Consider the following 25,999-nt stretch of genomic DNA (forward strand, 5'->3'; position numbering starts at 1 on the left):
TGTGTCAGGAATTATGACCGCCAGCTCCCACCCGGGTTCCACCGAAGCCGAAGTCATCGCGGCACCCTCCTTGTCCGACTACTCGCGCTTCGTGCAGCGCCTGCGCCGCCGCTACGCGTCCGAACTCGCGCTGCTGCCGCCTGGCGAGCCGCTGCGCGAGCACATGGCGCAGGCCTTCCGGGCGCTGCGCGAGCGCGGCGACAACGTGGCCGATGCGCTGCGCACCGTGCGGCAGCTGGTGATGGAGCGGCTCATCACGCTGGACTGCGACCATCATGCGCCGCTGGCCGTGGTCACCACCGCCGTGACCCAGCTGGCCGAGTTCGCGCTCGATGACGCCTGCCGCGAAGCCTGCGCCGAACTCGACGCCCAGCACGGCGCGCCCCTCGGCCCCGAGGGCCAGCGCGCCCAGCTCTGGGTGGTGGGCATGGGCAAGCTCGGCGCGCGCGAGCTCAACGTGTCGAGCGACATCGACCTGATCTATCTCTACGACCAGGACGGCGAGACCGCGGGCGATGCCGACGGGCGCTCGCGCCTCGCGAACCAGGAGTACTTCGCGCGCGCCGTGAAGCGCATCTATGCGCTGGTGGGCGACACCACCGCGCACGGCTTCGTGTTCCGCGTCGACCTGGCGCTGCGCCCCAACGGCAATTCGGGGCCCAGCGCGGTGTCGCTCGATGCGCTCGAAGAGTATTTCCAGGTGCAGGGCCGCGAGTGGGAGCGCTTCGCCTGGCTCAAGAGCCGTGTGGTGGCGCCGCAGTCTGTGGTCGACGACTGCTCGGCCCGGGCGCTGCGCGGCGTGGTGCTGCCCTTCGTGTTCCGGCGCTATCTGGACTACAACGTGTTCGACTCGCTGCGCACGCTGCACCGGCAGATCCGCGAGCAGGCCGCGCGCCGCAGCGCCGGACGGCCCGAGCGCGCCAACGACGTCAAGCTCTCGCGCGGCGGCATCCGCGAGATCGAGTTCACGGTGCAGCTGCTGCAGGTGGTGCGCGGCGGCAAGTTCCCCGAGCTGCGCACCCGGCCCACGCTCGATGCGCTGCAGCGCCTGGCGCGCGCCAACCTGATGCCGCAGGAAACGGCCGATGCGCTGGCCGCGGCCTACGAATTCCTGCGCCGGGTGGAGCATCGCATCCAGTACCTGGACGACCAGCAGACCCACGTGCTGCCGGTCCACGACGAAGACCTGCGCTGGATCGCGCACACGCTCGGCTATGCCGACTGCTGCCTCTTCCTGTCGCAGCTCGATGCGCACCGCGAATTCGTTGCGCAGGAATTCGACAAGCTGCTGGGCGGCAAGAAGCCTTGCTCGCGCTGCAACAGCGGCAGCGCCAACCCTGCACCGGTCGACCTGAGCGAGCTGATCGACGAGCTGCCGCCGGCCTTTGCCGAACGCATCCGGGACTGGTGCGAAAACCCGCGGGTGACCGCCTTGCGCGACGAAACCCGCGCGCGCCTGCGCCAGCTCGTCCAGCGCACCGGCCAGTGGCTGCGCGAACCCGACAGCGAAGCCCCGGGGCAGATCGGCCACCATGTCGAGGCCGCGCTGCGCTGGGCCGACTGGATCGAACCCTTGCTCCGGCGCGACAACTACATCGCGTTGCTGGTCGAGCGGCCGGCGGTGCAGGAGCGCCTGCTGCGCCTGCTGGGCTCGGCCAAGTGGCCGGCACGCTACCTGATGCAGCATCCCGGGGTGATCGACGAACTGGCCAGCAACGAGATGCTGGCCGGGCGCTTCTCGGCCACCGAGTTCGAGCGCGAGCTGGAAGCCCGCCATCTCTCGCTGCGCCAGACCGGCGAGGCCGACGAGGAGCGCCTGCTGAACCTGCTGCGCCATGCGCACCACGCTGAGGTGTTCCGCACGCTGGCGCGCGACGTCGACGGCCGCATCACGGTCGAGCAGGTGGCCGACGATCTCAGCGCCCTGGCCGATGCGGTGCTGCGCGTGACGGCGCGCTGGTGCTGGCCCCATGTGCGCAACCCGCACCGCGAGGCGCCGCAGTTCGCGATCATCGGCTACGGAAAACTCGGCGGCAAGGAGCTCGGCTACGGCAGCGACCTGGACATCGTGTTCGTCTACGACGACGACGACGAGCGCGCCGGCGAGGTCTACGCGGCCTATGTGCGCAAGCTGATCAACTGGCTCACGGTCAAGACCCGCGAGGGCGACCTGTTCGAGATCGACACCGCGCTGCGGCCCAACGGCAACTCGGGCCTGCTCACGACCAGCTTCGAGGCCTACGAGAAGTACCAGCTCGGCCGCGGCAGCAACACCGCGTGGACCTGGGAGCACCAGGCCATGACGCGCGCGCGCTTCGTGCTGGGGGATCCATCGCTGGGCAAACGCTTTGACCGCATCCGCGAGGCGGTGATCACCGCGCCGCGCGACCGCGACGCGCTCAAGGCGCAGATCGTCGCGATGCGCGACAAGGTGCGCGCCGCGCGTCCCGTCAAGGCCGACCGTTTCGACGTCAAGCACAGCGCGGGCGGCATGGTCGATGCCGAGTTCACGGTGCAGTTCCTCGTGCTGTCGGAAGCGAAGGCGCATCCCGAGCTGATTCCCAACGTGGGCAACATCGCGCTGCTGCTGCGCGCCGAGAAAGCCGGCCTGCTGCCCGAAGGGATCGGTGCGAACGCGGCCGCCGCCTACCGCGAGCTGCGGCGCGTACAGCACCGGGCGCGGCTCAACGAAGAGCCGACGCAGGTGCCGATGAGTTCGCTGGTGGCCGAGCGCGAGGCCATGCTGGCCTTGTGGAAGGTGGTGTTTGGCTAGGCCGGCCAGTGCACGCAGCCTCGCGCTGGTCGCCGGCGCGGTGCTGCTGCTGTTGGCCGGTTGCGCCAGTGGGCCGCGTGGCGGCCCCGGCATCGGACGCGACGGTCCCGATGCCAATCCGCCCGCGGGCCTCGGCCAGGTTCCCGATGCGGAGCCGCGCGTGGAAGCGATCCGCGGCAGCGGGGGCACCAGCAAGCCCTATGTGGTGCTGGGCCGGTCCTATGTGCCGATCACCGACGACCGGCCGTGGCGCGAAACCGGCCTCGCCTCCTGGTACGGCCGCAAATTCCACAATCAGTCCACCGCCAGCGGCGAGCCCTACGACATGTACGCGATGACGGCCGCGCACAAGACGCTGCCGCTGCCGAGCTACGTGCGCGTGCGCAACCCGGCCAACGGACGAGAAGCCGTCGTGCGGGTGAACGACCGAGGCCCTTTCCACGACGACCGGATCATCGACCTGAGCTACACCGCGGCCCTCAAGCTCGACCTGCTGCGCGGCGTCGCGCCGGTGGAGATCGAGCGCATCACGAACGAGGACATCCGCGCGGGTACATGGCGGCGTGGCGACACGGGCACTTCAGCGCTGGCGTCGGCCGCCCCCGTGGCGCCACGCCCGCTTGCGCCCGACAGCGTGGCCGTGCCTGCGGCCCTCACCAGCCCAGTGCTCGCCGCGCCGCGCGCGGAGGTGCGCGAGCTCGCCGCGCTGCCGCCACTCACGGCCGAAGCCGCGCCGTTGCCGGCAGCAGCGCCCGAGGCCACGCTTGCATCGGCCTCATCGCCGAGCTCGGGCTTCTGGGTGCAGCTGGGCGCCTTCAGCCAGCGCGACGGCGTCGATCGCTTCCAGCAGCAGGTGGCACGCAGCCTGCCCACGCTCGCGCCGGCGCTCAACGTGTTCGCGGAGCGCGGCACCTACCGGCTGCAGCTCGGGCCCTATGCCTCACGCGAGCTGGCGCGCGACACGGCCGAGCAGGTGCGCAACGGGCTGCAGCTCGCGCCGATGATCGTCGAGCGCCGCTGACCTTTCAGGGCGCGGGCGTCCTCAGCGCCATCAGTTCCTCGCGCGTGATGGCCCGCGACGAGAACTGCGCGGCAATGCGTTGCAGCTTCTCGGGATTGCGCTGCGTGCGGATGCGCAGGATGCGCTCGCCGTCCGTCTCGATGGTCTGCACCGACTCCAGCGCGCCGTTGAAGAAGCGCAGCAGGCCCGGTTCGCCATTGACTTCCACCACCTGCAGGCGCAGGCCGATGCCGAGCAGCCGCACGACCGCGTAGTAGTACTGCGCAATGCGCTGGGCGCCGCGCAGCATCTCGCGAAAGGCGGGCACCTTGCCGCCGCTGTCTCCGATCAGCTCGACGTCTTCGGCCAGCAGCGCCTTCAACCGCTGCATGTCGCCGCTGGCCGCCGCTTGCGCAAACCCCTCCAGCAGGCGCTGGTGAGCCTCGCGCTCCACCGCGAAGCGCGGACGCTGGTCCTTGATCTGGGTCTTGGCGCGATGCACCAGCTGGCGGCAGGCTGCCTCGCTCTTGCCGAGGGTGCGGGCCACGTCCTCGTAGTCGGCATCGAACACCTCGCGCAGCAGGTAGGCAGCGCGCGCCTCGGGCGCCAGCCGCTCGAGCACGGCCAGGAAAGCCATCGACACGTCGTCGGCGCGCTCCAGCATCTGCTCGGGCGAGGCCGGCGCATCGGTCACGAGCGGCTCGGGCAGCCAGGTGCCGACGTAATGGTCGCGCTGCTGCTTGGCGGCGCGCAGCCGGTCGATCGACAGGCGCGTGACCACCGTGACCAGCCAGGCCTCGGGGTTGTTCAGCGCATCGACGGTGGCATCGTTCCAGCGCAGCCAGGCGTCCTGCACCACGTCTTCGGCATCGGCGGAAGAGCCGAGCATGCGATAGGCGATGCCCAGCAGGCGCCGGCGATGACGGTCGAAAGTTTGGGTGGAAGCGTCCATATGCAAGCAAGACGGACGAACTGCCCGTCTTGTGACGGGCTCTGCACAAACGCTCAGGCGCCTTGGTACGCGGGCTGTGGCCCCAGCGAGGCCGCCAGTTCCTTGCGGTAGCGGTTGAGCTCCTGCACGGTCTTGAAGCTGCGGTTCATCAAGAGGCTCAGGTTGTGCAGGATGCGCTCGCCGACCTTGTTCTCCCAGACGGCGTCGAACTTGATCTGCTTGTCCAGCCAGTGCTCGAGCCAGTCCGGATCGGGCACGCGGCTCTGGATGGTGTCGCGCGGGAACAGCGCCTTGTTGACGTGCAGGTTGGTCGGATGCAGCGCCTGGGCGGTGCGCCTGGCGCTGGCCATCAGCACGCCGACCTTGGTGAAGGCCGCGCGCGCCTCGTCGCCGAACTTTTCCATCGCGCGCTTCATGTAGCGCAGGTAGGCGCCGCCATGGCGGGCCTCGTCCTGGCTCAGCGTGGTGTAGATGTGCTTGATGACCGGCTCGGTGTGCCACTCGGCCGCGCGGCGGTACCAGTGGTTCAGGCGGATCTCGCCGCAGAAGTGCAGCATCAGGGTTTCGAGCGGCGGCGCGGGGTCGAAGTCGAAGCGCACGTCGTGCAGCTCCTGCTCGGTGGGCGCATGCTGGGGGCTGAAGCGCTTCAGGTACTCCATCAGCACCAGAGAATGCTTCTGTTCCTCGAAGAACCAGATCGACATGAAAGCCGAGAAGTCGCTGTCATGCCGGTTGTCGCGCAGGAACATCTCGGTGGCCGGCAGCGCCGCCCATTCCGTGATCGCGTTCATCTTGATGGTCTGGGCCTGTTCTTCGGACAGGCGGCTTGCATCGAAAGACTGCCACGGAATATCCTTGTCCATGTCCCAGCGGACGGATTCGAGCTGTCTGAAGAGTTCCGGATAAAGCATCAATGTCTTTCTTAAGCCGGCGGATTTTAGTCGGCTGCTTTGGCGCGCTCGTGACAAGCGCGCGATGATGGCGGCTGCGTACCCCCGCCGCGACGCGGATGCCCCCCTTTTTCACACCGGAAACCCGCCATGCGAATCTCGATCCGACGCCCAGCGCTCTTTCTTTCGGCGCTCGCGGCTGCCGCCTTTCTTCTGCCGGCCAGCGCCAGCGCCCAGGCCACGGGCGCCCCGGCCAGCTGCCCACCCATCCTGCAGCACACCTTCCCGCGGCTGCAAGACGAAAAACCCCAGGCGCTGTGCCAGTATGCGGGCAAGGTGGTGCTGGTGGTCAATACGGCGAGCTTTTGCGGCTTCACCCCGCAGTACAAGGGCCTGGAGGCGCTGGACAGCAAGTACCGCTCGCGCGGACTGGTGGTGCTGGGCTTCCCCTCCAACGATTTCTCGCAGGAGTCGGGTACGAACAAGGAGATTGCCGAGTTCTGCGAAAGCACTTTCGGCGTGAAATTTCCGATGTTCGCCAAGTCCTCGGTCCGCGGCGCGGATGCCAATCCGCTGTTCAAGGAGCTGGCGCAAGTCTCGGGCACCACGCCGAAATGGAACTTCTACAAGTACCTGATCGGTCGCGACGGCAAGGTGGTCGAGTCCTATTCGAGCATGACCTCGCCGGACGATCGCGGCTTCGTGCGCGACCTGGAAAAGCAGCTCGGGCCCAACTGACGCGCCGCCTTCGGCATTCGTCACAAATGCTTACCACTGCCCCGGGAACCGGCTCCCGCGGGCTGGGCTCATACCGGTCTCGGGCACGTAAAGCCCGGCCATTTTCATGTTGCGAGGTCTTCTGGGCGCTTGCCGTTCGGTCGAAATCCCGAGGCGATTCTTCTCCTCCTCCCTCCCTCCCTCCTTCGTTTCGGGGCGCCTCGCAGCATTTTTATATTCCACCTCCGGGTCGAAGAAAAAAGGCGCCTTGCGGCGCCTTTTCTTTTGTCAGGGCTGGAGTCAAGGCTGGGTATCGGCGAAGCTGGGCCGAAGCATCAGCTTGTCGTACAAGCGGGCCAGATTGGCGTGCTCGCCGCGCCAGTCGATCTCGGGGAAGCGATAGCCGACCCAGCCGAGCGCGCAGCCGACCGCGATGTCCGACAGGCTCAGGTGGATGCCGCTGCAAAAGGGCTTGTCGGACAGGCCCTTGGCCATCGCGCGGATGCCGCCCTCGACCTTGGCGCGCTGGCGGTCGATCCAGGCCTGGCTGCGCTCACCGTCGGCCCGGCGCGCCCAGGTCGCCTCGAGGCGCCAGAGGATGCCGGCGTCCATCACGCCGTCGGCCAGCGCCTCCCAGGTCTTCACCTCGGCGCGCTCGCGGCTTTGCTGCGGAATCAGCTTGCCGACCGGCGAGAGGGTGTCGAGGTACTCAACGATCACGCGCGAGTCGAACATGGCCTCGCTGGCGTCCATGATCAGGCAGGGAACCTTGCCCAGCGGGTTGGAACTGGCGATGGTCGTGTCGTCAGACCAGACGTCTTCGATCACGAACTGGTAGTCGAGCCGCTTTTCGGCCATGACCACGCGCACCTTGCGCACATAGGGACTGGCAGCGGATCCGATCAGTTTCATGCAGGCTCTCTCCCTTCCGGGGTCGTCGTTGTAGCGATTTGATTCTAGGTGAACGCGCGCAGTGCAGAATCCGGCTACATACCAACGAGGGAGAAGGTAGGAAAGCATGGACATCGAAGCGCCTGTCGACGCCACCCCGGAACGCCATCCGATCGAGTTCACGGCCAGCGGCAGCGAGTACTTCCGCATCTGGATCGTGAACCTGCTGCTGATCATCGTCACCCTCGGCATCTACCTGCCCTGGGCCAAGGTCCGCAAGCTCAAGTACTTCTACAGCAACACCTGGGTCGGCGGCGACGCGCTGGACTTCCACGGCGAGCCGGTCAAGATGCTGCGCGGCACGCTGATCGCCGCCGGCTTCCTGATCGCCTATTCGGTGGGCAGCAACTTCTCCGGCTGGGCCGCGCTGGTGGCCGCCCTGGCCTTCGTCGTGCTGTGGCCGGCCCTGTTCCGTGCCGCGATGCGCTTCCGGCTCGCCAACACCAGCTGGCGCGGCCTGCGCTTCCACTTCGCCGGCGACACGGCCGGCGCCTATTCCTGCATGCTGCCGCCGCTCGCGCTGGCGCTGCTGCCGGTGGCGCTCGCCGGTGCGATGGCCGGCACCGGCGGCGAGGCGCCCCAGGCGCTGCCGGCGGTCGCGGCCGGCGTGATCGGCATCGGCATGACGGCCTTCATGGTGGGCCTGCCCTACTTCCTCTGGCGCGTGAAGCGCTACCAGCACGGCAACTACGCCATCGGCGGACTGCAGACGCGGCTCAAGGCCGACGTGGGCGTGCTCTACGGCATCTTCATCAAGCTGATCGGGCTGAGCTTCGCGGCCTTCGTGATCGCCATCGTCGTGTTCGGCGGCCTGACCTTCGCCGGCCGCAAGAGCGGCATGGGCGCGGCCTTCGTGGTGCTGGCCGTGGTGCTGGGCTTCGGCGGCATCCTGCTGTTCAACATCCTGCCCAAGTCCTATCTGCAGGTGCGGCTGCAGAACCTGCTGTGGTCGACCACCGGCAACGAGCTGATGCATTTCGACAGTCGCCTGCTGCTCAAGCGCTACCTGGGTCTGCAGTGCAAGAACTACCTGCTGATCTTCCTGACCCTCGGCCTCTACTGGCCTTTCGCCGTGGTGAACACGCGGCGCGCGCAGATCGAGGCGGTCGAGCTGCAGACCCGCATCGGGCTGGACCAGATCAGCCAGGTGGCCGGGCGCGAAGACCCGGGCGCGACGGGCGACATGGCGGCCGACCTGTTCGGCCTGGACATCGGGATGTGAGCACGGCGCTCGACGCCCGTTTCTTCGACGGCCGCAGCAGCCGGCCACACGCGGCGCGCCTGCACGTCCAGGGCGACCTGCTGACGATCGCCCCGGCGCCCGGCGAAGCCTTCGAGGCGCTCACGGTGCCGCTGGCCCAGGTACGCTGGCCCGAACGCACGCGGCACGGCGGGCGCATCGCGCAATTGCCGCAGGGCGCCAGCGTGCAGGCGCTCGACGTCGCAGCCTGGGACGAGTGGGCCGCCCAGCAGGGCCGCGCCGAAAGCTGGGTGGTGCGCGCCCAGCAGAACTGGCGCGGCGTCGCGATCGCCTTCGTGCTGTTGCTGGCCGCCACCGCGGCCATGTACCAGTGGGGCCTGCCCTGGGTGGCGCGCGGCGTCACCGCGGCGGTGCCGCTGAGTGTCGACACCCTGATCGGCGCCGAGGTGCTGGCCTCGATCGACGAGTCGCTGCTGCAGCCCAGCGCCCTGCCGCCTGCCGACCAGGAACGCATCCGCCGCGCCTTCGCGCGGATGGTGCAGACGGCCCACCCGGAGGGCGCCCCGGCCTGGAAGCTCGAGTTCCGGCGCGGCCGCGACAAGAAGCTGGGCCCCAATGCGCTGGCGCTGCCGGGCGGCACCATCATCCTCACCGACGAGCTGGTACAGCTGACGCCCGGCAACGACGAGGCCGTGCTCGGCGTGCTGGGTCACGAGTTCGGCCACGTGCGCCTGCGCCACGCGATGCGGCAGCTGGTGCAGGTCTCGGCGGTCGGCTTCGCGGTGTCGGTCGCCTTCGGCGACTACGGCACGCTGATCGGCAGCGCGCCGGTGCTCCTGGCCGCGCTGGGCTACTCGCGCGATGCCGAACGCGAAGCCGACGCGGAATCGGTGCGCCTGATGCGCGCCGTGGGCATTTCGCCGCGCACGATGGTCGGCTTCTTCGAGGCCGTCGAGCGCTGGCGCGGCGAGCAGAAGCGCGCCGGCCTCGACGACGACACCATCGGCCTGGCCTTCTCCTCGCATCCGGCCACGGCCGAGCGGATCGCCTTTTTCAAGGAGGCGGCGGAGAACTGAAATTGATAGCGGCGGGGCGCCACCTAAAATTGGCCCATGAGTTTCTCTACCGTCTCCGCCCTTTCCCCCCTTGACGGCCGCTACGCGGCCAAGCTCTCGGCGCTGCGCCCGCTGATGAGCGAACAGGGTTATATGCACCGGCGGGTGCAGGTCGAGGTGGCGTGGTTCATCGCCCTGTCCGACTGCGGCTTCCCCGAATTCAAGCCGCTCACAGGCGGCGCACGCAAGTACCTGCTGGGCCTGGTCACCAATTTCTCCGAGGCCGACGCGATCGCGATCAAGCAGATCGAGAAGACCACCAACCACGATGTGAAAGCGGTCGAGTACTGGATCAAGTCGAAATTCGAGGCGCGGCCCGAGCTGCTCGCGGCCTCCGAATTCGTGCATTTCGCCTGCACCAGCGAAGACATCAACAACACCAGCCATGCGCTGCAGATCCAGGCGGCCCGCGAGAAAGTGGTGCTGCCGGCGATCGACGGCCTGATCGCGACCCTGCGCGAGATGGCGACCAAGTTCGCCGCCGTGCCCATGCTCTCTCGCACGCATGGACAGACGGCGAGCCCCACCACCGTCGGCAAGGAGTTCGCGAACGTCGCGGTGCGCCTGGCCAAGGCGCGCGAACGGATCGCCGGCGTGCAGCTGCTGGCCAAGATGAATGGCGCCGTCGGCAACTACAACGCGCACATGGCGGCCTGGCCCGAGTTCGACTGGGAGGCCTTCAGCCGCAAGGTGGTCGAGACGCCGGCACCGCTGGGCCTGGGGCTCAGCTTCCAGCCCTACAGCATCCAGATCGAGCCGCACGACTACATGGCCGAGCTCTTCGATGCGGTGGCGCGCACCAACACCATCCTGGTCGACCTCTCGCGCGACATCTGGGGCTACGTGAGCCTGGGCTACTTCAAGCAGCGCCTCAAGCCAGGCGAGATCGGCTCCTCGACCATGCCGCACAAGGTCAACCCGATCGACTTCGAAAATGCCGAGGGCAACCTCGGCCTCGCGAACGCGGTGCTGCGCCACCTGAGCGAGAAGCTGCCGATCAGCCGCTGGCAGCGCGACCTCACCGACAGCACCGTGCTGCGCAACATCGGCGTGGCCTTCGGCTATGCCGTGCTGGCCTACGCGAGCCTCGCGACCGGCCTGGGCAAGCTCGAACTCAACGAGGAAGCGCTGGCCGAGGACCTCGACGCCTCGTGGGAAGTGCTGGCCGAGCCGATCCAGACCGTGATGCGGCGCTTCGGCGTGCAGGGCGCTTACGAGCAGCTGAAAGAAGTCACGCGCGGCAAGACGGTGACGGCCGAGGCGCTGCACGGCCTGATCCGCTCGCTAGAGATTCCGCAAGCCGAGAAAGAACGCTTGCTGGCGATGACGCCGGGCAGCTACATCGGCAAGGCCGCCGAGCTGGCCCGGCGGATCTGATGGCGCTGAAATCCACGATCTTCAAAGCGAACGTTGCGGTTGCGGACATCGACCACGGCTACTACGCCGACCACGCACTGACGCTCGCGCGCCATCCCAGCGAGACCGACGAGCGGATGATGATCCGGCTGGTGGCGCTGGCGCTCAACGCCCACAAGCTGCAGGACGTGTGCAACGGCGACGGCACGCTGGCCTTCGGCGCCGGCCTGTCGAACCCCGACGAGCCCGACGTCTGGCTGCGCGATTTCACCGGCGAGGTGAAGCTCTGGATCGAGGTCGGGCAGCCCGAGGACAAGCCGATCATCAAGGCCTGCGGCAAGGCCGACGAAGTCATCGTCTACTGCTTCAATCACGCGGCCGAGATCTGGTGGCGCGGCATCGAGAACAAGCTCACGCGGCCGCAGAACCTCAGCGTGTTCCGCGTGCCGACGGCCGCCTCGCAGTCGCTCGCCGCGCTCGCGCAGCGCTCCATGCAGCTGCAGGCCACGATCCAGGAAGGTGCGCTGATGCTGGGCGACGGCACGCACAACATCGACATCGAGCCCGTGCGGCTGAAGTAGGCGGGTCTCGATTCAGGCGGCCGGCATCATCGCGCCGCAGTGCCAGCATTGCTCGAACCCGCCTTCGATGAGTTCGCCGCAGCTGCATTGCCAGCGCCGCTGCGGCCGATGCTGCAACTCGTGGAGCAGGCGTTCGGCCAGCGCGAACTGGGATTCGTCTTCGATCCAGATCTCGGGCAGGCACTGATCGGGCGGCAACTGCCCGGCCGCGGCGCCGAGGTATTCGCGCTGCACCGAGGCCGCGACCCCGTCTTCGCGCAGCGCATGCACCCACAGCGTGGCGATCGCCAGGTTGGGGGCTTGCACGAGGCGGCGCATGGATCCTCTTTCAGCTCGGCGCGTCCGCCGGAACCGGGTCCTCGGGCCAGACATGCTCGGCCTCACGCGCCCGCTCGGCGTATTTGTTGAAGCGCCAGGCGCTGTCCTGCATCGTGATGCGGCGCCAGGTCGAGCGTTTCTCGCCCGGGGTCATGGCGGGCCAGTGCTGCACCTCGTCGAAGCTGCGTCCGCAGCCCTTGCACTCGTCGTCGCCCTGGCTGGTGGAGCAGATGGCGATGCAGGGCGTGTCGGGCGTGCTGAGGTACCACGCCAGCCAGGCATCCCAGGCCGGTGCGGGGAAGCCGACCTCGTCGACCTCGTCTTCGTGGTGAAACACCATCAGCGCATAGACCTCGGCCAGCGCGCGCAGCTCGGGCGCGAGGGTGATGCCATCGGGCGAGGGCTTCTGCTCGCGCCAGAAGTTGATGGCGGCCTCGATGTCGGTGATGTGTATGGCGGCCATGAGGTCGGAAAAAAGCGAGCGGGCATCATAGTCCCGCAAAGTCCCGAGGCGATCGAAGGTTATGCGGCGCTACAAAATCCATAGCATCGGATGGCCGAACAACGGCGCATGCAGACGTTTTCTCTTTGAAGCCCGGGGAAATTCCAGTTGCCACGCCGGGGGTCTCGATGCTTTAATTCAGGCCACGAAGGGGAGTAGCTCCCGTCCGCTTTTCCGAAGGCGGATATCGCCAGGTCGTCAATACGAAGCACACAACGCTTCCGGCCTGACGGGCAGCCATACGCGCTGCCGAGCAAGACCTTCGATTTGAACCCGTGCAGGTTTGATCGAAGCGATTGCAAGTTCCCGGGGCCACCCGGTCCTCATTCAGTCGCTTCATCCGAGCTGCTCGGGATAGAGCAAAACGAACAGAGGACTTTATGGAACAGTTACTGGCCCCCGAATTCTGGGTCGCCGTCGGTCAAATCATCATGATCGACATCCTGCTCGGCGGCGACAACGCCGTCGTGATCGCGCTGGCTTGCCGCAAGCTGCCGCCGGCGCTGCGCACCAAGGGCATTCTCTGGGGCACGGCCGGCGCCATCGTGCTGCGCGTGATCCTGATCTTCTTTGCGCTCACGCTGCTCGCGATCCCCTTCCTGAAGGTGGTCGGCGCCCTGCTGCTGGTGTGGATCGGCGTCAAGCTGCTCGCGCCCGACCACGATGACGCGCACGGCAACATCGCCGCCAGCGACAAGCTGTGGGCCGCCGTCAAGACCGTGATCGTGGCCGACCTGGTGATGAGCGTGGACAACGTGATTGCGATCGCCGGCGCCGCTCAGGGTGCGGGCCAGGGCCACCAGATGCCGCTCGTGATCTTCGGCCTCCTGGTCAGCATCCCGATCATCGTGTGGGGCAGCCAGCTTGTCATCAAGCTGATGGACCGCTTCCCGATCATCATCACGCTGGGCGGCATGCTCCTGGGCTGGATCGCGGGCACGATGGCCGTGACCGACCCGGCCGTCAGCAATCTTGCCGCCTGGACCTGGGTGCCGAAGCTCCCGCAGACCGACACGGTGCGCTACATTGCCGGTATCGGTGGCGCGCTGCTGGTGCTGGCCATCGGAAGGTGGGTTGCCATGCGCAAGCCGAAGCCCGAAAGCACCGCCACCGCCTGATCTCGCAAGAAAGAAGGAGCACCCATGGAAAAGATCATTCTGTATGTCGACGATGCGGCCTATGCGCGCGAGTTTCTCGCGAAGCTGTCGCCGGAAGCGGTCGGCACGGGTGCCCGGCATTGGGTGCTGGTGGCTTGCGCGCCGCGCATGACGCATCGCATCAGCAAATGGGTGAGTCACAGTGCGCGCGAGAACTGGCGCAGCAAATGGTTCGCCAAGGTGCAGGAGCAACTGCTGCCCGCGCTGCGGCTGGAAGGCGGCGAGGTCACCCCGGTCCTGGCCAAGGGCCCCCTCGCCGAGCTGACCCAGCGGCTGAAGCTGGAGCACGGCGCGGCCCAGGTCGTCGATGCGCGGCGGCCGAAGATCGGCGTCGACCTCGAGCCCGTGGCGCCGGATGTGCCCTCGCCCGGCCAGTCGGGCTGGGCCTTGCCCGGCGCGGTGCTGGGCATGGGCGCGTTGCTGGTGCTGGCCAACGAGCTGTCGGAATAGGGCTCGTCGTCCCGCGTCCGGCGCATGCGACTTCTCCTCAAATGGCTGCTGAGCGCGCTCGCGCTCCTCGCAGTCACGTACGTTTACAGCGGCGTGCAGGTGCCGAACTTCACCTCGGCACTGATCGCCGCCGCAGTGATCGGCCTGCTCAACATGTTCGTGCGGCCGGTGCTGGTGGTGCTCACGCTGCCGGTCACCATCGTGACGCTGGGGCTTTTTCTGTTCGTGATCAACGCGCTTCTGTTCTGGGCCGCCTCGGGGCTGCTCGGGGGCTTCCATGTCAACGGCTTCGTGGCCGCGCTGATCGGCTCCCTGATCTACTCGCTGCTCGGTATCGTCATCGAGGCGGCATTGGGCGGCCTGTTCTCCAAGCGAATCATTTGAGCGGCGGTTCGGCCGCCTGCTCCTTGACCAGCGCCTCGACCGCCCGGGCGCGCGTGTCGATGATCGACGCCTCGTAGTGATCGATGGGCACGCCGCCCTGTCCTTCCGCGCTCTTTCGCATCAGTTCCTGCGCAGCCTTGAGCCGGTCGCGCGCGCCCGCGTAGTCGAGCACGGCGACATTGGCCTCGGCATCGGCGCGCACCGCGCGCAGCGTGTCGTTCTGCGCCCCGTAGAGATTGGCCAGCGTGCGCCAGGCGGTCGCATCGCGCGGATGCCCGGCCACCCAGTCGCGCAGCGGCGCGACCATCGGCGCCGGATTGCGGGTGGCGACGGCCGCCTGCGCGGCGAGCAGCATCTCCGGCCGGTCCTTGGCCTTGGTGTCCAGCAGCGCGGCCGCCTTGGGGGCATCGTTCGCGGCGAGCTCGATTTCGGCCGACAGCAGGCGCGCCAGGCGCGACGCCGCCGCATCCTCCGACGTCCGCGCGACCAGCCGCTGCGCCAGCGCGCGTGCGGCCTTGAAATCGCGCAGCTCGTTGGCCGACAGCGCCGCCGCGTAGAGCGTGCCGGCCTGCTGGGCCGGCGAGCTGCGCGCGAATTCGCCGGCCCCGGCGGCGTTGACCCACAGCCGCAGCACGTCGACGCCGGGGCGCGAGAGCACCCGGGCGCGGGCGGCGATCATCGCGTGGTCCATGACCAGGGGCATCGTGTGCTCCGCGCCCGGCTTGAACTGGAAGCGGCCTTGCATGTCCGAGATCCGCTCGCTGTTGAGCGGGTGGCTGCGCAGGTAGGGATAGGAGCCGTTGTCGTTGAGGCGCGAGGCGTACTGCAGCTTTTCGAACATCGCGGCCGCGCCCTGCGGCGCGAAGCCGGCCTGCGTCATCACGCCGAAGCCGACGCGGTCGGCCTCGCGCTCCATGTCGCGCGAGAAGCCGAGCTGGCTCTGCACGAAGGCGGCCTGGCTGCCCATCATCACCGCCTGCCCGGCATCCGGATTGCGGCTCTTGCCGGCCGCGATCATGCCGAGGATCATGCCGGCGAGCAGCAGCGGCATCTGCCGGCTCTGCTTGGCCATGATGCGCGAGATGTGGCGCTGCGTGACGTGCGAGAGCTCGTGCCCGAGCACGGTGGCGAGCTCGTCGCGGCTGCCGGTGGCCGAGATCAGCCCCAGGTGCAGCCCGAGATAGCCGCCCGGCAGGGCAAAGGCATTGATGCTGCGGTCGCGTCCCAGCAGCACCGTCCAGGCGAAGCGCTCGTCGAGCTCAGGCGTGAGATCGCCGCGGGTGCGCGCCGCCGCCAGCAGGCGCTGCCAGATGTCCTGCACGTACTCGACCAGGACCGGGTCGTCGATGTAGTCGGGGTCGCGGTACAGCTCGCGCGCGATCTGGTCGCCGAGCCGGCGCTCGGCGCTGGCCGTCATCTCGCCGCCGTCGCCCATCCCCGGCAAGAGCTGGGCCTGCGCCAGGGGCGGCAGGGCGAGCTGGGACGCTATCAAAAGCGTAGCGCACAGGGTTCGCAGCCGAGGCCTCGGCAGTCGAATCGGGTGGAGAAAAAGAGTCAAGCGCGGCATTCCTCGTCAATGGCTCGGCCTCGTATGATGCGTCACTCTACGGAACGTTCATCCATGAGTCCACTCACCCATTTCGACGCCCAAGGCCAGGCCCACATGGTCGACGTGGCGGGCAAGCCCGCCACCCACCGCGTGGCCGTGGCGACCGGCCGCATCGAGATGCAGGCCTCGACCCTCGCGCTGATCGAATCGGGCACCGCGAAGAAGGGCGACGTGCTCGGCATCGCGCGCATCGCCGGCATCCAGGCCGCCAAGAAGACCAGCGACCTGATCCCGCTGTGCCATCCGCTGGCGCTGACTCGGGTGGCGGTGGCTTTCGCGATTGCCGAGGGCGGGGTGCCGCAGGTGGCCTGCACGGCCACGGTCGAGACCGTCGGGCCTACCGGGGTCGAGATGGAGGCGTTGACGGCGGTGCAGGTGGCGCTGCTCACGATTTATGACATGTGCAAGGCGGTGGATCGGGGGATGACGATCAACGGTGTGCATCTGCTGGAGAAGCATGGGGGGAAGTCGGGGAGCTATACGGCCGCCGAACCCTCGGCGGGCTGAAGCAGCCCTATTCGGACGGATCGTCCACCGGCTGGTTGTCCAGCCAGCGGGCGTACTCGCGTGGGAACGCCTTCTTGAAGCGCATCGCCTGGGTCAGCGCTTCGTCTTTCAGACCGAGCAGCATGGCGCTGTCGATCAGCTTGGTGATGACCCGCGGCTCGGGCGAGAAGTGAAGAAGATGCTGCGCCAGCGCGTGCACCTCGGCCGCATTGGCGGCGCTGACCGGCGTCAGCGTGAGCTCGGCAAACTTCACCTGGTTGGCGAACAGCCACGAGCCCTGGAGCTTGGCCACGGTGTCGTCGCGCCAGGCTGGCAGGCGATCTTCGCGCGCGAGGTAGATCTGGCTGACGCGGGTGTAGTCCCAGGCGGCGTAGCCGACCATCGCCATCAGGATCGCCGCAGCAGCCAGCGAAGGCGCTGCCTTCCGCTTCAACCGTGCTTCCTGCGATCCGGGCCACAGAAAGCCCAGGCAGAGCCCGAAGACGAGTTGGAAGGGCCCGTACCAGAGCGGGTACTCGAGCAGGCTGTGCAGCACGATCGCGCCGAGCACGCCCCACACCATGATCCGCGCCGGATCGATCTCGCGCCAGGGCCGCGCCGCCAGCACCAGCCAGCCGAAGCCGCCGCAGATCAGCAGCGCCGCCGGAATGCCGAGTTCGACTGCGAGGTGGAGTGGCAGGTTGTGGGCGTTGTCGAGGATCTCCGTGAAGCGCGGCCCGTCATAGAGCGTGCTGTAGTGCGCGACGCTCAGTTCTCCCCACCCCCAGCCGGTCCAGGGATGCTGACCGATCAGGTCGAGGACGTTGCGCCAAAGCACGAGGCGGCTGTGTGCGTCGGGGGCGCCTTCCCGCAGGCGGTGCATCATGCTTTCGACCTCGGGGCCGGCGACCAGGGGCAGCAGCCAGGCGGCGGCGAAGTAGGCAGGGATCAGGGCCAGCAGCAGCAAGGGGTGCGGCAGCTTGCAGTCCGCGGTTCCCGCGTTCGAGCGATGCCGTTCGCGCCAGGCAAGAAAAGCGGCGGTGCCGCTGATCAGCAGAAGCTGCAGCAGACCGGTGCGCGAGGTAGAGGCGGCGGCCGCGAGGATCAGCAGCAGCCCGGCCGGCAGCAGCGCAGCGCGTACGCGGCGGCCGCTTGCCGCATGCAGCCAAAGCCCTGCGATCAAGGCCATGCTGATCAACGTGGCGAACTGGTTGCGCTGGCGCAGGTTGCCGTAGGCCTGGCCGAGATCGGGTGAGGTCGTCCACGGAGCGAGCGGCTCGGCGAGGCCATAGTACTGAAGCAGGCCGAGGATGGCGCTGAGGAGGCCGGCGGCGAGTAGGCCCCAGGCCAGCGCCGACAGCCGTGACGCCGGCGCGCGGGCCAGCCCGGCACCCACGCAGGCCGCCAGGCCGACGACCGCTACGGCAATGACCGCGGAAATATCGAGTGTCGGGTTGTCCGATCGCCTCACGAGGATCAACACCCCAGCCAGCGCCAACCACAGCACCACGCCCCGCGCCGGCAGTGCTACTGGCCCAGCCACCACCAACAACAGCGCCGCACAGCTCCATGCCGCCAGTTGCTGCCAGACGTTGGCCGACGGACCGGCGGCAAAAGGGAAAAGAAAAGACAGCCCGATCAGCGCAGCAAGGGCAACGGCCGAGATGAGATCGGGTGCGGGCGCGTCTGCGCGAGCGGCAGCTGGCGTCATGCGCGGAATTGTGCCTGCAGGAAAAAGTACGCGAATCGCATGTTCAGAGTCGACGAACGGAATCGGGTTGCTGACAAACGGCAAGTCAAAAATCGTTGTATTGGTGACAATTTGTGACCATCGTAAACGTTGCGATCAAAGGTCATCACAGTGCAAAACGCTTCCCAGCCTCGTTGCCGTCAGTCGGGCTTCACACTCATCGAAGTCATGATCGTGGTCGCCATCGTCGCAATACTTGCCGCGATCGCCCTGCCCAGTTACCGGGACTATGTGCTGCGCGGCCGGCTTGTCGACGCGCACAACGGCTTGGCCGCCATGCGGGCGGACATGGAGCGTTTCTACCAAGACAACCGCACCTACGCCTCGGTTGGCACCACCTTCATTTCGCCCTGCAAGGTCGATGAAACCAAGCGCAAGGTCGGCACCTTCACGCTGTCTTGTGACGGCGATCCCACCACCACCGCGTTCAAGCTAAAGGCGGAGGGCAGCGCCACGACCAGTGGCTTCACCTTCACCGTCGACCAGCAGAACAACCGTACCTCGACAGTCACCGGTGTATCGGGCTGGAGCGGCTGCGCCAACGATTGGGTCGCCAAGAAGGGCGGTTGCTGATGCACGCTCTCCCGGTACGCAACCAACGAGCGACCGGCTTCACGCTGATCGAGCTGTTGGTCACTATCTCCATCATGGCGCTTCTGGCAACGCTGGCTATGCCCGCATTCTCGACCTGGATTGCCAACAGCAAGGTGCGCACCATCGCCAACGCCTTGCAGGATGGTCTGCGCACCGCACAGACCGAGGCCACGCGCCGCAGCCGCCAAGTGGTGTTTGCGCTGACGGACGACAGCAATCCCAGCGATGGCTACACCGCCAAGGAGAACGGCAAGTATTGGGCCATCAACACCATCACGCTGACGGACAGCGGCGAGACCGCAGCTTTCGTGGAGGCCGGCGTGCTCGCAGCCTCCGGCGCCAACGTCACCATCACCGGCCCGGTGGCGGTTTGCTTCAACTCCCTGGGCCGACTGGTGACCAATGCGTCCCCCGGCGTCACCAGCGCCAGTTGCACAGCCGGCGACTCCACCTACAAGGTAGAACTCGCCGGCGCCGACCGGCCGCTGTACGTGCAGATCAAGCTCGGCGGCCAGGTGCGCATGTGCGACCCGGCCAAGAATCTTTCCGCCACTCAGCCCGATGGCTGCACCGCCTCATGAAACCCGCTCCTCGCAACCCCGCCGCGCACAGCCAGGCCGGTATCGCCCTGATCGAGGTACTCGTGTCGATCCTGCTGTTCTCGCTCGGCATCCTGGGCCTGATCGGGCTGCAGGCGCGCGCCATCAACTTCTCGGTCGATGCCGAGGATCGCAACCGCGCTGCGCTGCTGGCCGACGAATTGGCCAGCACCATGTGGCTCAACAAGACAGTCGATCTGCCCAGCGCGGAAAAGGAAAAGTGGGAAGACAAGGTGGAAAGCGCTCTGCCCGGCGCCAGCGCGAGCGTGACCCCCAGCGGCGACACAGCCACCATCAGCATTAGCTGGCGCGCGCCGAACCGCGCCGCCTCGGCAGCTGACAGCAGGCTCACGACCCAGGTGGTGCTGCCATGAAATCCACGCGCCCCTCCTTCCGCCGCGATCCGTTGCAGCGGTCGCAACGCGGCCTGACCCTGGTGGAACTGCTGGTCGCCGTGATCATCGGCCTGGTGGTCACGCTGGCCGTGACCAGCACCATCACCATTGGCGAGGCGCACAAGCGCACCACCACCTCGAACAACGACATCGGCCAAGCGGGCGCCTATTCGGCCAGCGTGCTCGACCGCGCGCTGCGCAGCGCCGGTTCGGCTTTCACGCAGGCATGGAGCGCGGGCGGAGTGTTCGGCTGCAAGCTCAGTGCCGATCGCTCCAACGCGGCAATCCTGCCGCGCACGGATGCCGATGGCGCCTTCAAGGCCCCTTTCGCCGGGTTTCTGGGTGATCTCGCCGGGCAGAAGGACCTGCGCGTGGCACCGGTGCTGATTGGCAAGAGTCAATCCAAGTCGGGCTCGGACGTGTTGATGGTCATGGGCAGCAACGGTGCGGCCGGCGACGTGGCACGCCCGAGCGTCGGCAACGCCGGCGGCGACCAACTCACGTTGAACACCACCATCGGCCTGCTGAAGAACGATCTGGTGCTCGTCAGCCAGAGCGGCAAGACGGACTGCCGGCTGGAACAGGTTTCCTCGGCTTCGACTTTCGACGACAACTACACCGACAGAATCAGCCATGAGTTCGGCCGAGGCAGCCTGCCCTTGGCCGGCAACTATCACAACGCCTCGAACACTACGGCGCTCCTGAGCGTGGCAGACGGCTCGGGCTATCTCTCGGCACTGGGCAAGCCCGACAACATCCAGTTCCTGCTCTTCGGTGTGGGCGACAACCACACGCTCTTCAGCTATGACCTGCTGCGCTCCGGCGGCACCGACACGCCGCAGCCGATCGCCGAAGGCGTTTACGGCCTCTACGCGCGCTACGGACTGGACACCAATCTCGACGGCAAGCTCGACACCTGGGCCGCGCCCGACGCTACCGGCTGGGACATCGCCACCGTGATGAAGACGCCCGCCACCGCGCGCCAGATCGTGGCCGTGCGCGTGGCGCTGGTGATGCGCAGCACCCTCTATGAAAAGAGCAGCACCACCAACGTCAAGGTGGACGGGGAGGCGGACGCGAGCTATGTCGCCCCATCAAAGCTCACCCTGTTCACCAGCCTGGACGCGACCTTCCAACAGGACGTACCGGTCACCGACCGGCACTACCGCCACCGCGTCGTCGAATTCACCGTTCCGCTGCGCAACATGCTGTTGCTGCCAACCACATGACCACCAAGCAATCCCTTCCCAAGGCATCGCGCGAGCGCGGCGTGGTACTGCTGTTCTGCCTGATCGTGCTGGTGGTACTGCTGTCTGGCGGCGTCGCCGTGGTGCGATCGATGAACAGTTCCCTGTTCAGCTCCGGCAACCTCGCCTTCAAGCGCGACCTCGTCAATCGGGGCGAACTTGCGGCCTCGACGGTGCTGACGCAATTCAAGAGTGGTGCGCTGGCCACGGTCGCCGACACCTACAACAACATACCAGCCAGGAACTACAGCGCCGTGCAGTTGGTGGCCAATGACCGGGGCATTCCGCTGGTGCTGCTCAAAGCGGGCGCTACTCCTACCGGCAAGAACGTCGCCGGCGCCGATTTTTCGCCAACCAGTGCCGACATCGGGGACGTCGCCGCAGGCGTCACCATCCGCTACGTGATCGACCGCCTGTGCAGCGCCACCGGCGAACCCACCATCACCACCACCAACACGCCACCCGCTTCAGGCGGCGCCGACGTCCACTGCGTCTCCGTTCCATCCAGCACCGACCTGATCGGCGGCGATGCGCGACGCGCCGGCAAGGACCTGGGCAATGCGTTGGCGCTGGTCTATCGCCTGACGGTCCGCGTGAGCGGACCGCGCGACACGCAGGTGTTCCTGCAATCGTCCTTTACCAATCCTCTCGAATAGCCGGGGCAACGCGCCATGAATCACTCTTTGTCGTCGCACCCGGGCCTGCGCCGCGCCGCGCGCACCACCATCGTCTGCGCGGCCTTGCTCGGCATGCAGAATCCGATTCCTGCCGCCAGCCTGGCCGACCAACCCTGGGCCGCTACCGCCGACGTGCCCGGGAATCTGGCGCTGGCGCTCTCGGTCGAGTGGCCCACGGCCTCGCGCACGGCCCACACTGCCGCCTATTCGAGCGCCAGCGAGTTCAAGGGCTACTTCGATCCCAACAAGTGCTACACCTACGTTTATGACGCCACCAGCAACGGCGTGACCAAGGCTGACGGCAGCGCCACCGGCAACAAGAGCTACTTTCAGCCGGCCGGCGCGGCCACCAGCCATACGTGCACCGGCAGCAACGACAGCAAGTGGAGCGGCAACTTCCTGAACTGGGCCGCCACCGCCACCATCGACCCCTTTCGCTGGGCCATGACCGGCGGGCGCCGCGTGCTCGACACCACCGCCGAGACCATTCTTGAAAAAGGCTGGCATTCGGGCCAGGGCCTGTTTGACGACCGAGACCTGCCCGTGAGCGAGATCGCCGGTGCCACACCCTTCACCAGCGCCAACCAGTTGACCATCAAGATCAATGGCATGGGCTTCAAGATGCGCCTGACCGCCAACCCGCGCACACTCAAGGGCGAGTACTACAACAACACCGCGCTCAGCGGCAGCCCGGATCGCACCGTGGCGGCCGATTCGGCCGATCACAACTGGGGTTCGGCCAAGCCGTTTTCGAACATCAACGCCGACAATTTCTCGGCGCGTTACACCGGTACCTTCGTCGCGCAAGAGACCGGAACCTACACCTTCCGCACCATCTCCGACGATGGCGTGCGCCTGTACGTCAATGATGTGCTGCGCATTGACAACTGGACGAACCACTCACCCACCACCAACGACGCAACGGTCACGCTGACCAAAGGCAGCAGCTTCACCGTCAAGCTCGAATATTTCGACAGTGGAGCCGATGCCGTAATACAGCTGCAATGGGCAACGCCCTCGTCGCCGACGGTGTTCAGCGCCTTTGGCGGCACGGCCGGCAGCACAACGGCGACCGACTACAACAACGAAACCGGCAGCGGCGTCTACGACCTCACGATGCGCACGAGGGTGTGCGACACCTCAGCCGGCGCCGGCGGCGTCGAATCCAATTGCAAGGCCTACGGCAGCAACTACAAGCCCGAGGGTTTGGTACAGCAATACGCGCAAAAGATGCGCTTCAGCGCCTTTGGCTACCTCAACCAGTCCACCGCCGCAGATGGCACAGGCAATGGCAACGCGCGCGACGGCGGCGTGTTGCGTGCGCAGCAGAAGTTTGTTGGCCCGAGCGAGCCAGTACCGCTGAAATCGGCGAAGACCAATACGGTAGGGGAGTGGAATGCTACTGACGGGACGCTTGTGCAGAACCCCGATCAAATCACCTCGGCGTTGGGCGTGACCATCGCGGATAGCGGTGTTATCAACTACCTCAACAAGTTCGGTCAACTGACCCCGGGCGACTACAAATCGCGTGATCCGGTCAGCGAGATGTACTACGCCGTTCTGCGCTATTACCGCAATCTTGGCAATGTGCCCGAATGGACCAACACCGGCGGAGCGTCCACGGCCATGGTAAAGACCTGGGTGGATGGTTTCCCCGTCATCGCCACCGATTGGAAAGATCCAATCCAGTACACCTGCCAACGCAACTTTGTGCTGGGCATCGGCGACATTTACACCCATGCCGACAGAAACGTACCCGGCAATACGGCCGATCCTTCCGACCTGGTGAACACCACCCCGCCGGAAATGGTGCGCACGGACACCACGGTCGACGCCGTGAAGGCGACCGACAAGGTCGGGGCACTGCAAGGACTTGGCGCCATCGGCACCAACAACACCGGATGGGGCGCCCCCGGCCGGGGTAATTCCGCCTACATGGCCGGCTTGGCCTACGACGCCAACGCCAAGGACATCCGTTCCGACGTGGACGGCAAGCAGACCGTGCAGACCTATTGGGTTGACGTGCTGGAACAGTCGTTTCAAAAGAACAACCAGTTCTACCTGACTGCCAAGTTCGGCGGCCTCAACGTGCCCGGCGGCTTCGACCCTTACACATTCGACCAGGCCATCCCGGACCTCTGGTGGTCCACCAGCGGCGATACGCTGACAGATACCCGTCTCACCACAGACGCCACCCAGAAGAAGCCCGACAACTACTTCACAGCCGGCAACCCCGACGACATGATCTCGGGCCTCAAGAAGGCCTTTGCAGCCATCGCCAACGCGATCGAAACCTTTACCACCTCGTTCTCGCCATCGACATTCCAGTTCGCTTCCAGCGGGTCGGCTTCCTATGGCGCCCAGTTCAACGCCAAGTACTGGAGCGGCGTCCTGTCGGCCAGCGAACTGACCTTTGCCGCCGACGGCACCCCCACCGCCACCGCCAAGTGGAGCACCAGCACCACCCTCGAAACGCAGCTCGCCGGCACTGGCTGGAACACGGATCGGCGAGTCGCCACCTGGAGCGGCTCGGCAGGAATCCCGTTTCGAAAAGCCAACCTCAGCAGCACACAGCTGGCAGCCCTGGACACCAGTTATGTGAGTACCGACGACAGCGAGAATTACCTGAACTGGCTGCGCGGTGACCGCAGCAATGAACGCACCGAAATCACCACCACTAAGCCCTACCGGTTCCGCAAGACGCTGCTGGGCGATGTGGTCAATGCCAAGGTCACGCCGGTGGCAGTGCCGTCGCGAACCTTCTCGGAGACCGTCAACGTCGGCTACAGCAACTTCAAGACCACTTGGAAAGATCGCCTCACCATGGTCTACGTGGCGGCCAATGACGGCATGCTGCACGGCTTCAACGGCTCGCTCGACAGCAGCACCGATGCCAATGCCGGCAAGGAAGTGTTTGCGTACGTGCCGAGCGCGCTGTTCGCAAAGTCCAGCAGTTCGGATGCCGACGGCTTGCTGGCCCAGTTGGGCAACCCGCTGTACTCCCACAAGTACTATGTGGACGCCACGCCGATCGCCTATGACCTCGACTTCAACAATGCCGGCGGCGCCTTCAAGACCACCAAGGCATCGGATTCCGACTGGCGCACCCTGCTGATCGGCGGGCTCGGCAAGGGCGGCAAGGGCTACTACGCCATCGATGTCACCGACCCGGCGTCCATGACCGACGAAACCAAGGTGGCCTCCAAGGTAAAGTGGGAGTTCACCGATTCGACCATGGGCTACAGCTACGGCGCACCGCTGGTGGTCAAGACCAAGAAGTACGGCTGGGTAGCCATACTGACCTCGGGCTATAACAATAGCGACGGCTACGGCTACGTCTACTTCGTCAACCCCACGAATGGCGCTCTGCTCGAGAAGGTGCGTACCGGCAGCGCTTCGGACGGCTTGACTCAGGTCACCGGCTTCATGAAGGAGTTCAACGACGGTACCGTCGATGCCCTCTATGTGGGCGATCTCAACGGTCAGCTCTGGCGCTTTGATGTGACGGCGGCCAAGGACACCACTACCACTACCGCTTACCCCGCTCCCCTGCTGCTGGCAACGCTCAAAAGCGACGACGGCACCGCACAACCCATCACCACGCTGCCGCTGATCGAAATTCAGCCGCTCACGCGCAAGCGCTTCGTGCTGGTGGGTACCGGGCGTCTGCTCGACATCTCGGACGTGGAGTCGACCGCGCCGCAGAGCTTCTACGCCATCATGGACGGCGGCGTGAACACCTTCAACAGCGCAAGCGACCTGCCGGCCAGCGCATCGTTTCCGCTGACACGCTCCATGCTTACCAAAGTCAGCGACCTGACGGCGGGCATCACCCTCACCAATACCTCGATGGGCTGGTACACCGAGCTGGGCACCAGCACGACCTCCGCCTGGCGACTGGTGCCGAACAACCACCCCACTTACAGCCGCGGCATCGTGGCCTTCGCGGCCTTCATGACCGCCGGCAATCCGTGCAGCCCCTCGGGGATCAGCCGGATCTACGCCATCGATATTGGAAACGGCAAGTCGACTCTGCTAAACACCAGCGACGCCATTGTTTCCTACATCGAGACCGCCTCGGCGATTACCGACCTGGAGTTCGTCAAGGTGGGCAACAAGGTGCGGCTGGTAGCCGGCGACTCGACCGGCAAGGTGACAAACCAGCGCTTCATGCCGCCGCCGAGCCAATCGTTGCGGCTGCTCAACTGGCGTGAAGTGCCGACGGTGGATTGAAGTGGCGTGCTCGGCGCGTCACGCCTCGGGCGCATGATGACCTGTACGCTGCTTTCGAATCA

At 66.5% G+C, this 25,999-nt stretch carries 24 protein-coding genes; 17 read left to right on the forward strand and 7 right to left on the reverse strand.

The window, feature by feature from the left end; genetic code table 11:
• The first annotated feature begins 13 nt into the window (after positions 1-13).
• Together glnE and ACSQ9A_RS27410 are read left to right on the forward strand one after the other, a co-directional pair.
• The gene (gene glnE / locus ACSQ9A_RS27405; protein ID WP_436306004.1) at positions 14-2,773 is read left to right on the forward strand and encodes a bifunctional [glutamate--ammonia ligase]-adenylyl-L-tyrosine phosphorylase/[glutamate--ammonia-ligase] adenylyltransferase; all 2,760 of its coding nucleotides are present in this window, start codon (positions 14-16) and stop codon (positions 2,771-2,773) included.
• Positions 2,766-3,794, forward strand: coding sequence for a septal ring lytic transglycosylase RlpA family protein (locus ACSQ9A_RS27410; protein ID WP_436306005.1), 1,029 nt, complete (start codon positions 2,766-2,768; stop codon positions 3,792-3,794). The genes glnE and ACSQ9A_RS27410 overlap by 8 nt, the downstream gene beginning before the upstream one ends.
• Before the next feature lie 4 nt (positions 3,795-3,798).
• Here the strand turns inward: ACSQ9A_RS27410 and ACSQ9A_RS27415 are convergent, their stop codons facing one another.
• Positions 3,799-4,725, reverse strand: a complete 927-nt coding sequence (locus ACSQ9A_RS27415; protein WP_436306006.1) for an RNA polymerase sigma-70 factor — start codon at positions 4,723-4,725, stop codon at positions 3,799-3,801.
• 53 nt (positions 4,726-4,778) lie between these two features.
• A complete protein-coding gene (locus ACSQ9A_RS27420) occupies positions 4,779-5,636 on the reverse strand; it encodes a ferritin (protein WP_093108585.1) in 858 nt (285 codons plus the stop codon).
• A 129-nt stretch (positions 5,637-5,765) separates the two neighbouring features.
• On the opposite strand from ACSQ9A_RS27420, the gene ACSQ9A_RS27425 reads away from it, so the two are divergent.
• Complete coding sequence (locus ACSQ9A_RS27425; RefSeq protein ID WP_436306007.1) at positions 5,766-6,353, forward strand: glutathione peroxidase; 588 nt, start codon at positions 5,766-5,768, stop codon at positions 6,351-6,353.
• 279 nt (positions 6,354-6,632) lie between these two features.
• On the opposite strand, the gene ACSQ9A_RS27430 is transcribed toward ACSQ9A_RS27425, so the two are convergent.
• Positions 6,633-7,244, reverse strand: coding sequence for a glutathione S-transferase N-terminal domain-containing protein (locus ACSQ9A_RS27430; RefSeq protein ID WP_436306008.1), 612 nt, complete (start codon positions 7,242-7,244; stop codon positions 6,633-6,635).
• A 106-nt stretch (positions 7,245-7,350) separates the two neighbouring features.
• Between ACSQ9A_RS27430 and ACSQ9A_RS27435 the strand changes: the two genes are divergently transcribed.
• The 4 genes from ACSQ9A_RS27435 to ACSQ9A_RS27450 are packed head-to-tail and all read left to right on the forward strand — an operon-like array spanning position 7,351 to position 11,536.
• The gene (locus ACSQ9A_RS27435) at positions 7,351-8,505 is read left to right on the forward strand and encodes a YjgN family protein (protein WP_436306009.1); all 1,155 of its coding nucleotides are present in this window, start codon (positions 7,351-7,353) and stop codon (positions 8,503-8,505) included.
• Positions 8,502-9,560 carry a M48 family metallopeptidase gene (locus ACSQ9A_RS27440; protein WP_436306010.1) on the forward strand — a complete coding sequence of 353 codons (1,059 nt, stop codon included), beginning with the start codon at positions 8,502-8,504 and terminating at the stop codon, positions 9,558-9,560. Before ACSQ9A_RS27435 ends, ACSQ9A_RS27440 begins: the two co-directional genes overlap by 4 nt.
• Positions 9,561-9,596: 36 nt before the next feature.
• Positions 9,597-10,976, forward strand: a complete 1,380-nt coding sequence (gene purB / locus ACSQ9A_RS27445) for an adenylosuccinate lyase (protein ID WP_436306011.1) — start codon at positions 9,597-9,599, stop codon at positions 10,974-10,976.
• On the forward strand, positions 10,976-11,536 hold the full coding sequence (locus tag ACSQ9A_RS27450; RefSeq protein WP_436306012.1) for a YaeQ family protein: 561 nt from the start codon (positions 10,976-10,978) through the stop codon (positions 11,534-11,536). The genes purB and ACSQ9A_RS27450 overlap by 1 nt, the downstream gene beginning before the upstream one ends.
• 12 nt (positions 11,537-11,548) lie before the next feature.
• On the opposite strand, the gene ACSQ9A_RS27455 is transcribed toward ACSQ9A_RS27450, so the two are convergent.
• Together ACSQ9A_RS27455 and ACSQ9A_RS27460 are read right to left on the reverse strand one after the other, a co-directional pair.
• A complete protein-coding gene (locus ACSQ9A_RS27455; protein WP_436306013.1) occupies positions 11,549-11,854 on the reverse strand; it encodes a DUF2007 domain-containing protein in 306 nt (101 codons plus the stop codon).
• Positions 11,855-11,864: 10 nt separating this feature from the next.
• Positions 11,865-12,317 (reverse strand): DUF3717 domain-containing protein, encoded by a 453-nt coding sequence (locus ACSQ9A_RS27460; RefSeq protein ID WP_093108577.1) that lies wholly within the window; start codon positions 12,315-12,317, stop codon positions 11,865-11,867.
• Between the two features lie 419 nt (positions 12,318-12,736).
• On the opposite strand from ACSQ9A_RS27460, the gene ACSQ9A_RS27465 reads away from it, so the two are divergent.
• Genes ACSQ9A_RS27465 through ACSQ9A_RS27475 form a run of 3 tightly spaced genes read left to right on the forward strand, consistent with a single transcriptional unit; the run spans position 12,737 to position 14,347 of the window.
• Entirely contained in the window at positions 12,737-13,474 is a 738-nt protein-coding gene (locus tag ACSQ9A_RS27465; RefSeq protein ID WP_436306014.1) for a TerC family protein, read from the forward strand.
• A gap of 24 nt (positions 13,475-13,498) precedes the next feature.
• Positions 13,499-13,963: a hypothetical protein gene (locus ACSQ9A_RS27470; RefSeq protein ID WP_093108575.1), complete on the forward strand. Its 465-nt coding sequence runs from the start codon at positions 13,499-13,501 to the stop codon at positions 13,961-13,963.
• Between the two features lie 24 nt (positions 13,964-13,987).
• Positions 13,988-14,347, forward strand: coding sequence for a phage holin family protein (locus ACSQ9A_RS27475; protein ID WP_093108574.1), 360 nt, complete (start codon positions 13,988-13,990; stop codon positions 14,345-14,347).
• Here ACSQ9A_RS27475 and ACSQ9A_RS27480 read toward each other — a convergent pair.
• Positions 14,340-15,914 (reverse strand): M48 family metalloprotease, encoded by a 1,575-nt coding sequence (locus ACSQ9A_RS27480; protein ID WP_436306015.1) that lies wholly within the window; start codon positions 15,912-15,914, stop codon positions 14,340-14,342. The genes ACSQ9A_RS27475 and ACSQ9A_RS27480 overlap by 8 nt on opposite strands.
• A gap of 54 nt (positions 15,915-15,968) precedes the next feature.
• Here ACSQ9A_RS27480 and moaC point away from each other — a divergent pair, with 54 nt between their 5' ends.
• The gene (moaC, locus tag ACSQ9A_RS27485; protein ID WP_436306016.1) at positions 15,969-16,463 is read left to right on the forward strand and encodes a cyclic pyranopterin monophosphate synthase MoaC; all 495 of its coding nucleotides are present in this window, start codon (positions 15,969-15,971) and stop codon (positions 16,461-16,463) included.
• A 7-nt stretch (positions 16,464-16,470) separates the two neighbouring features.
• Here moaC and ACSQ9A_RS27490 read toward each other — a convergent pair whose 3' ends face one another.
• The gene (locus ACSQ9A_RS27490) at positions 16,471-18,153 is read right to left on the reverse strand and encodes a Wzy polymerase domain-containing protein (protein ID WP_436306017.1); all 1,683 of its coding nucleotides are present in this window, start codon (positions 18,151-18,153) and stop codon (positions 16,471-16,473) included.
• 207 nt (positions 18,154-18,360) lie between these two features.
• Here ACSQ9A_RS27490 and ACSQ9A_RS27495 point away from each other — a divergent pair, with 207 nt between their 5' ends.
• Genes ACSQ9A_RS27495 through ACSQ9A_RS27520 form a run of 6 tightly spaced genes read left to right on the forward strand, consistent with a single transcriptional unit; the run spans position 18,361 to position 25,937 of the window.
• Positions 18,361-18,765 (forward strand): type IV pilin protein, encoded by a 405-nt coding sequence (locus ACSQ9A_RS27495; RefSeq protein WP_436306018.1) that lies wholly within the window; start codon positions 18,361-18,363, stop codon positions 18,763-18,765.
• Entirely contained in the window at positions 18,765-19,367 is a 603-nt protein-coding gene (locus tag ACSQ9A_RS27500) for a GspH/FimT family pseudopilin (protein WP_436306019.1), read from the forward strand. Before ACSQ9A_RS27495 ends, ACSQ9A_RS27500 begins: the two co-directional genes overlap by 1 nt.
• Positions 19,364-19,759: a type IV pilus modification protein PilV gene (gene pilV / locus ACSQ9A_RS27505; RefSeq protein WP_093108568.1), complete on the forward strand. Its 396-nt coding sequence runs from the start codon at positions 19,364-19,366 to the stop codon at positions 19,757-19,759. Before ACSQ9A_RS27500 ends, pilV begins: the two co-directional genes overlap by 4 nt.
• Positions 19,756-21,009, forward strand: coding sequence for a PilW family protein (locus tag ACSQ9A_RS27510; RefSeq protein ID WP_436306020.1), 1,254 nt, complete (start codon positions 19,756-19,758; stop codon positions 21,007-21,009). The genes pilV and ACSQ9A_RS27510 overlap by 4 nt, the downstream gene beginning before the upstream one ends.
• On the forward strand, positions 21,006-21,683 hold the full coding sequence (locus tag ACSQ9A_RS27515) for a pilus assembly PilX family protein (protein WP_436306021.1): 678 nt from the start codon (positions 21,006-21,008) through the stop codon (positions 21,681-21,683). Before ACSQ9A_RS27510 ends, ACSQ9A_RS27515 begins: the two co-directional genes overlap by 4 nt.
• A 15-nt stretch (positions 21,684-21,698) precedes the next feature.
• Complete coding sequence (locus tag ACSQ9A_RS27520) at positions 21,699-25,937, forward strand: PilC/PilY family type IV pilus protein (RefSeq protein WP_436306022.1); 4,239 nt, start codon at positions 21,699-21,701, stop codon at positions 25,935-25,937.
• Positions 25,938-25,999 lie beyond the last annotated feature (62 nt).

Source organism: Variovorax sp. LjRoot290 (genome assembly GCF_964253985.1).
GTDB lineage: Bacteria > Pseudomonadota > Gammaproteobacteria > Burkholderiales > Burkholderiaceae_C > Variovorax.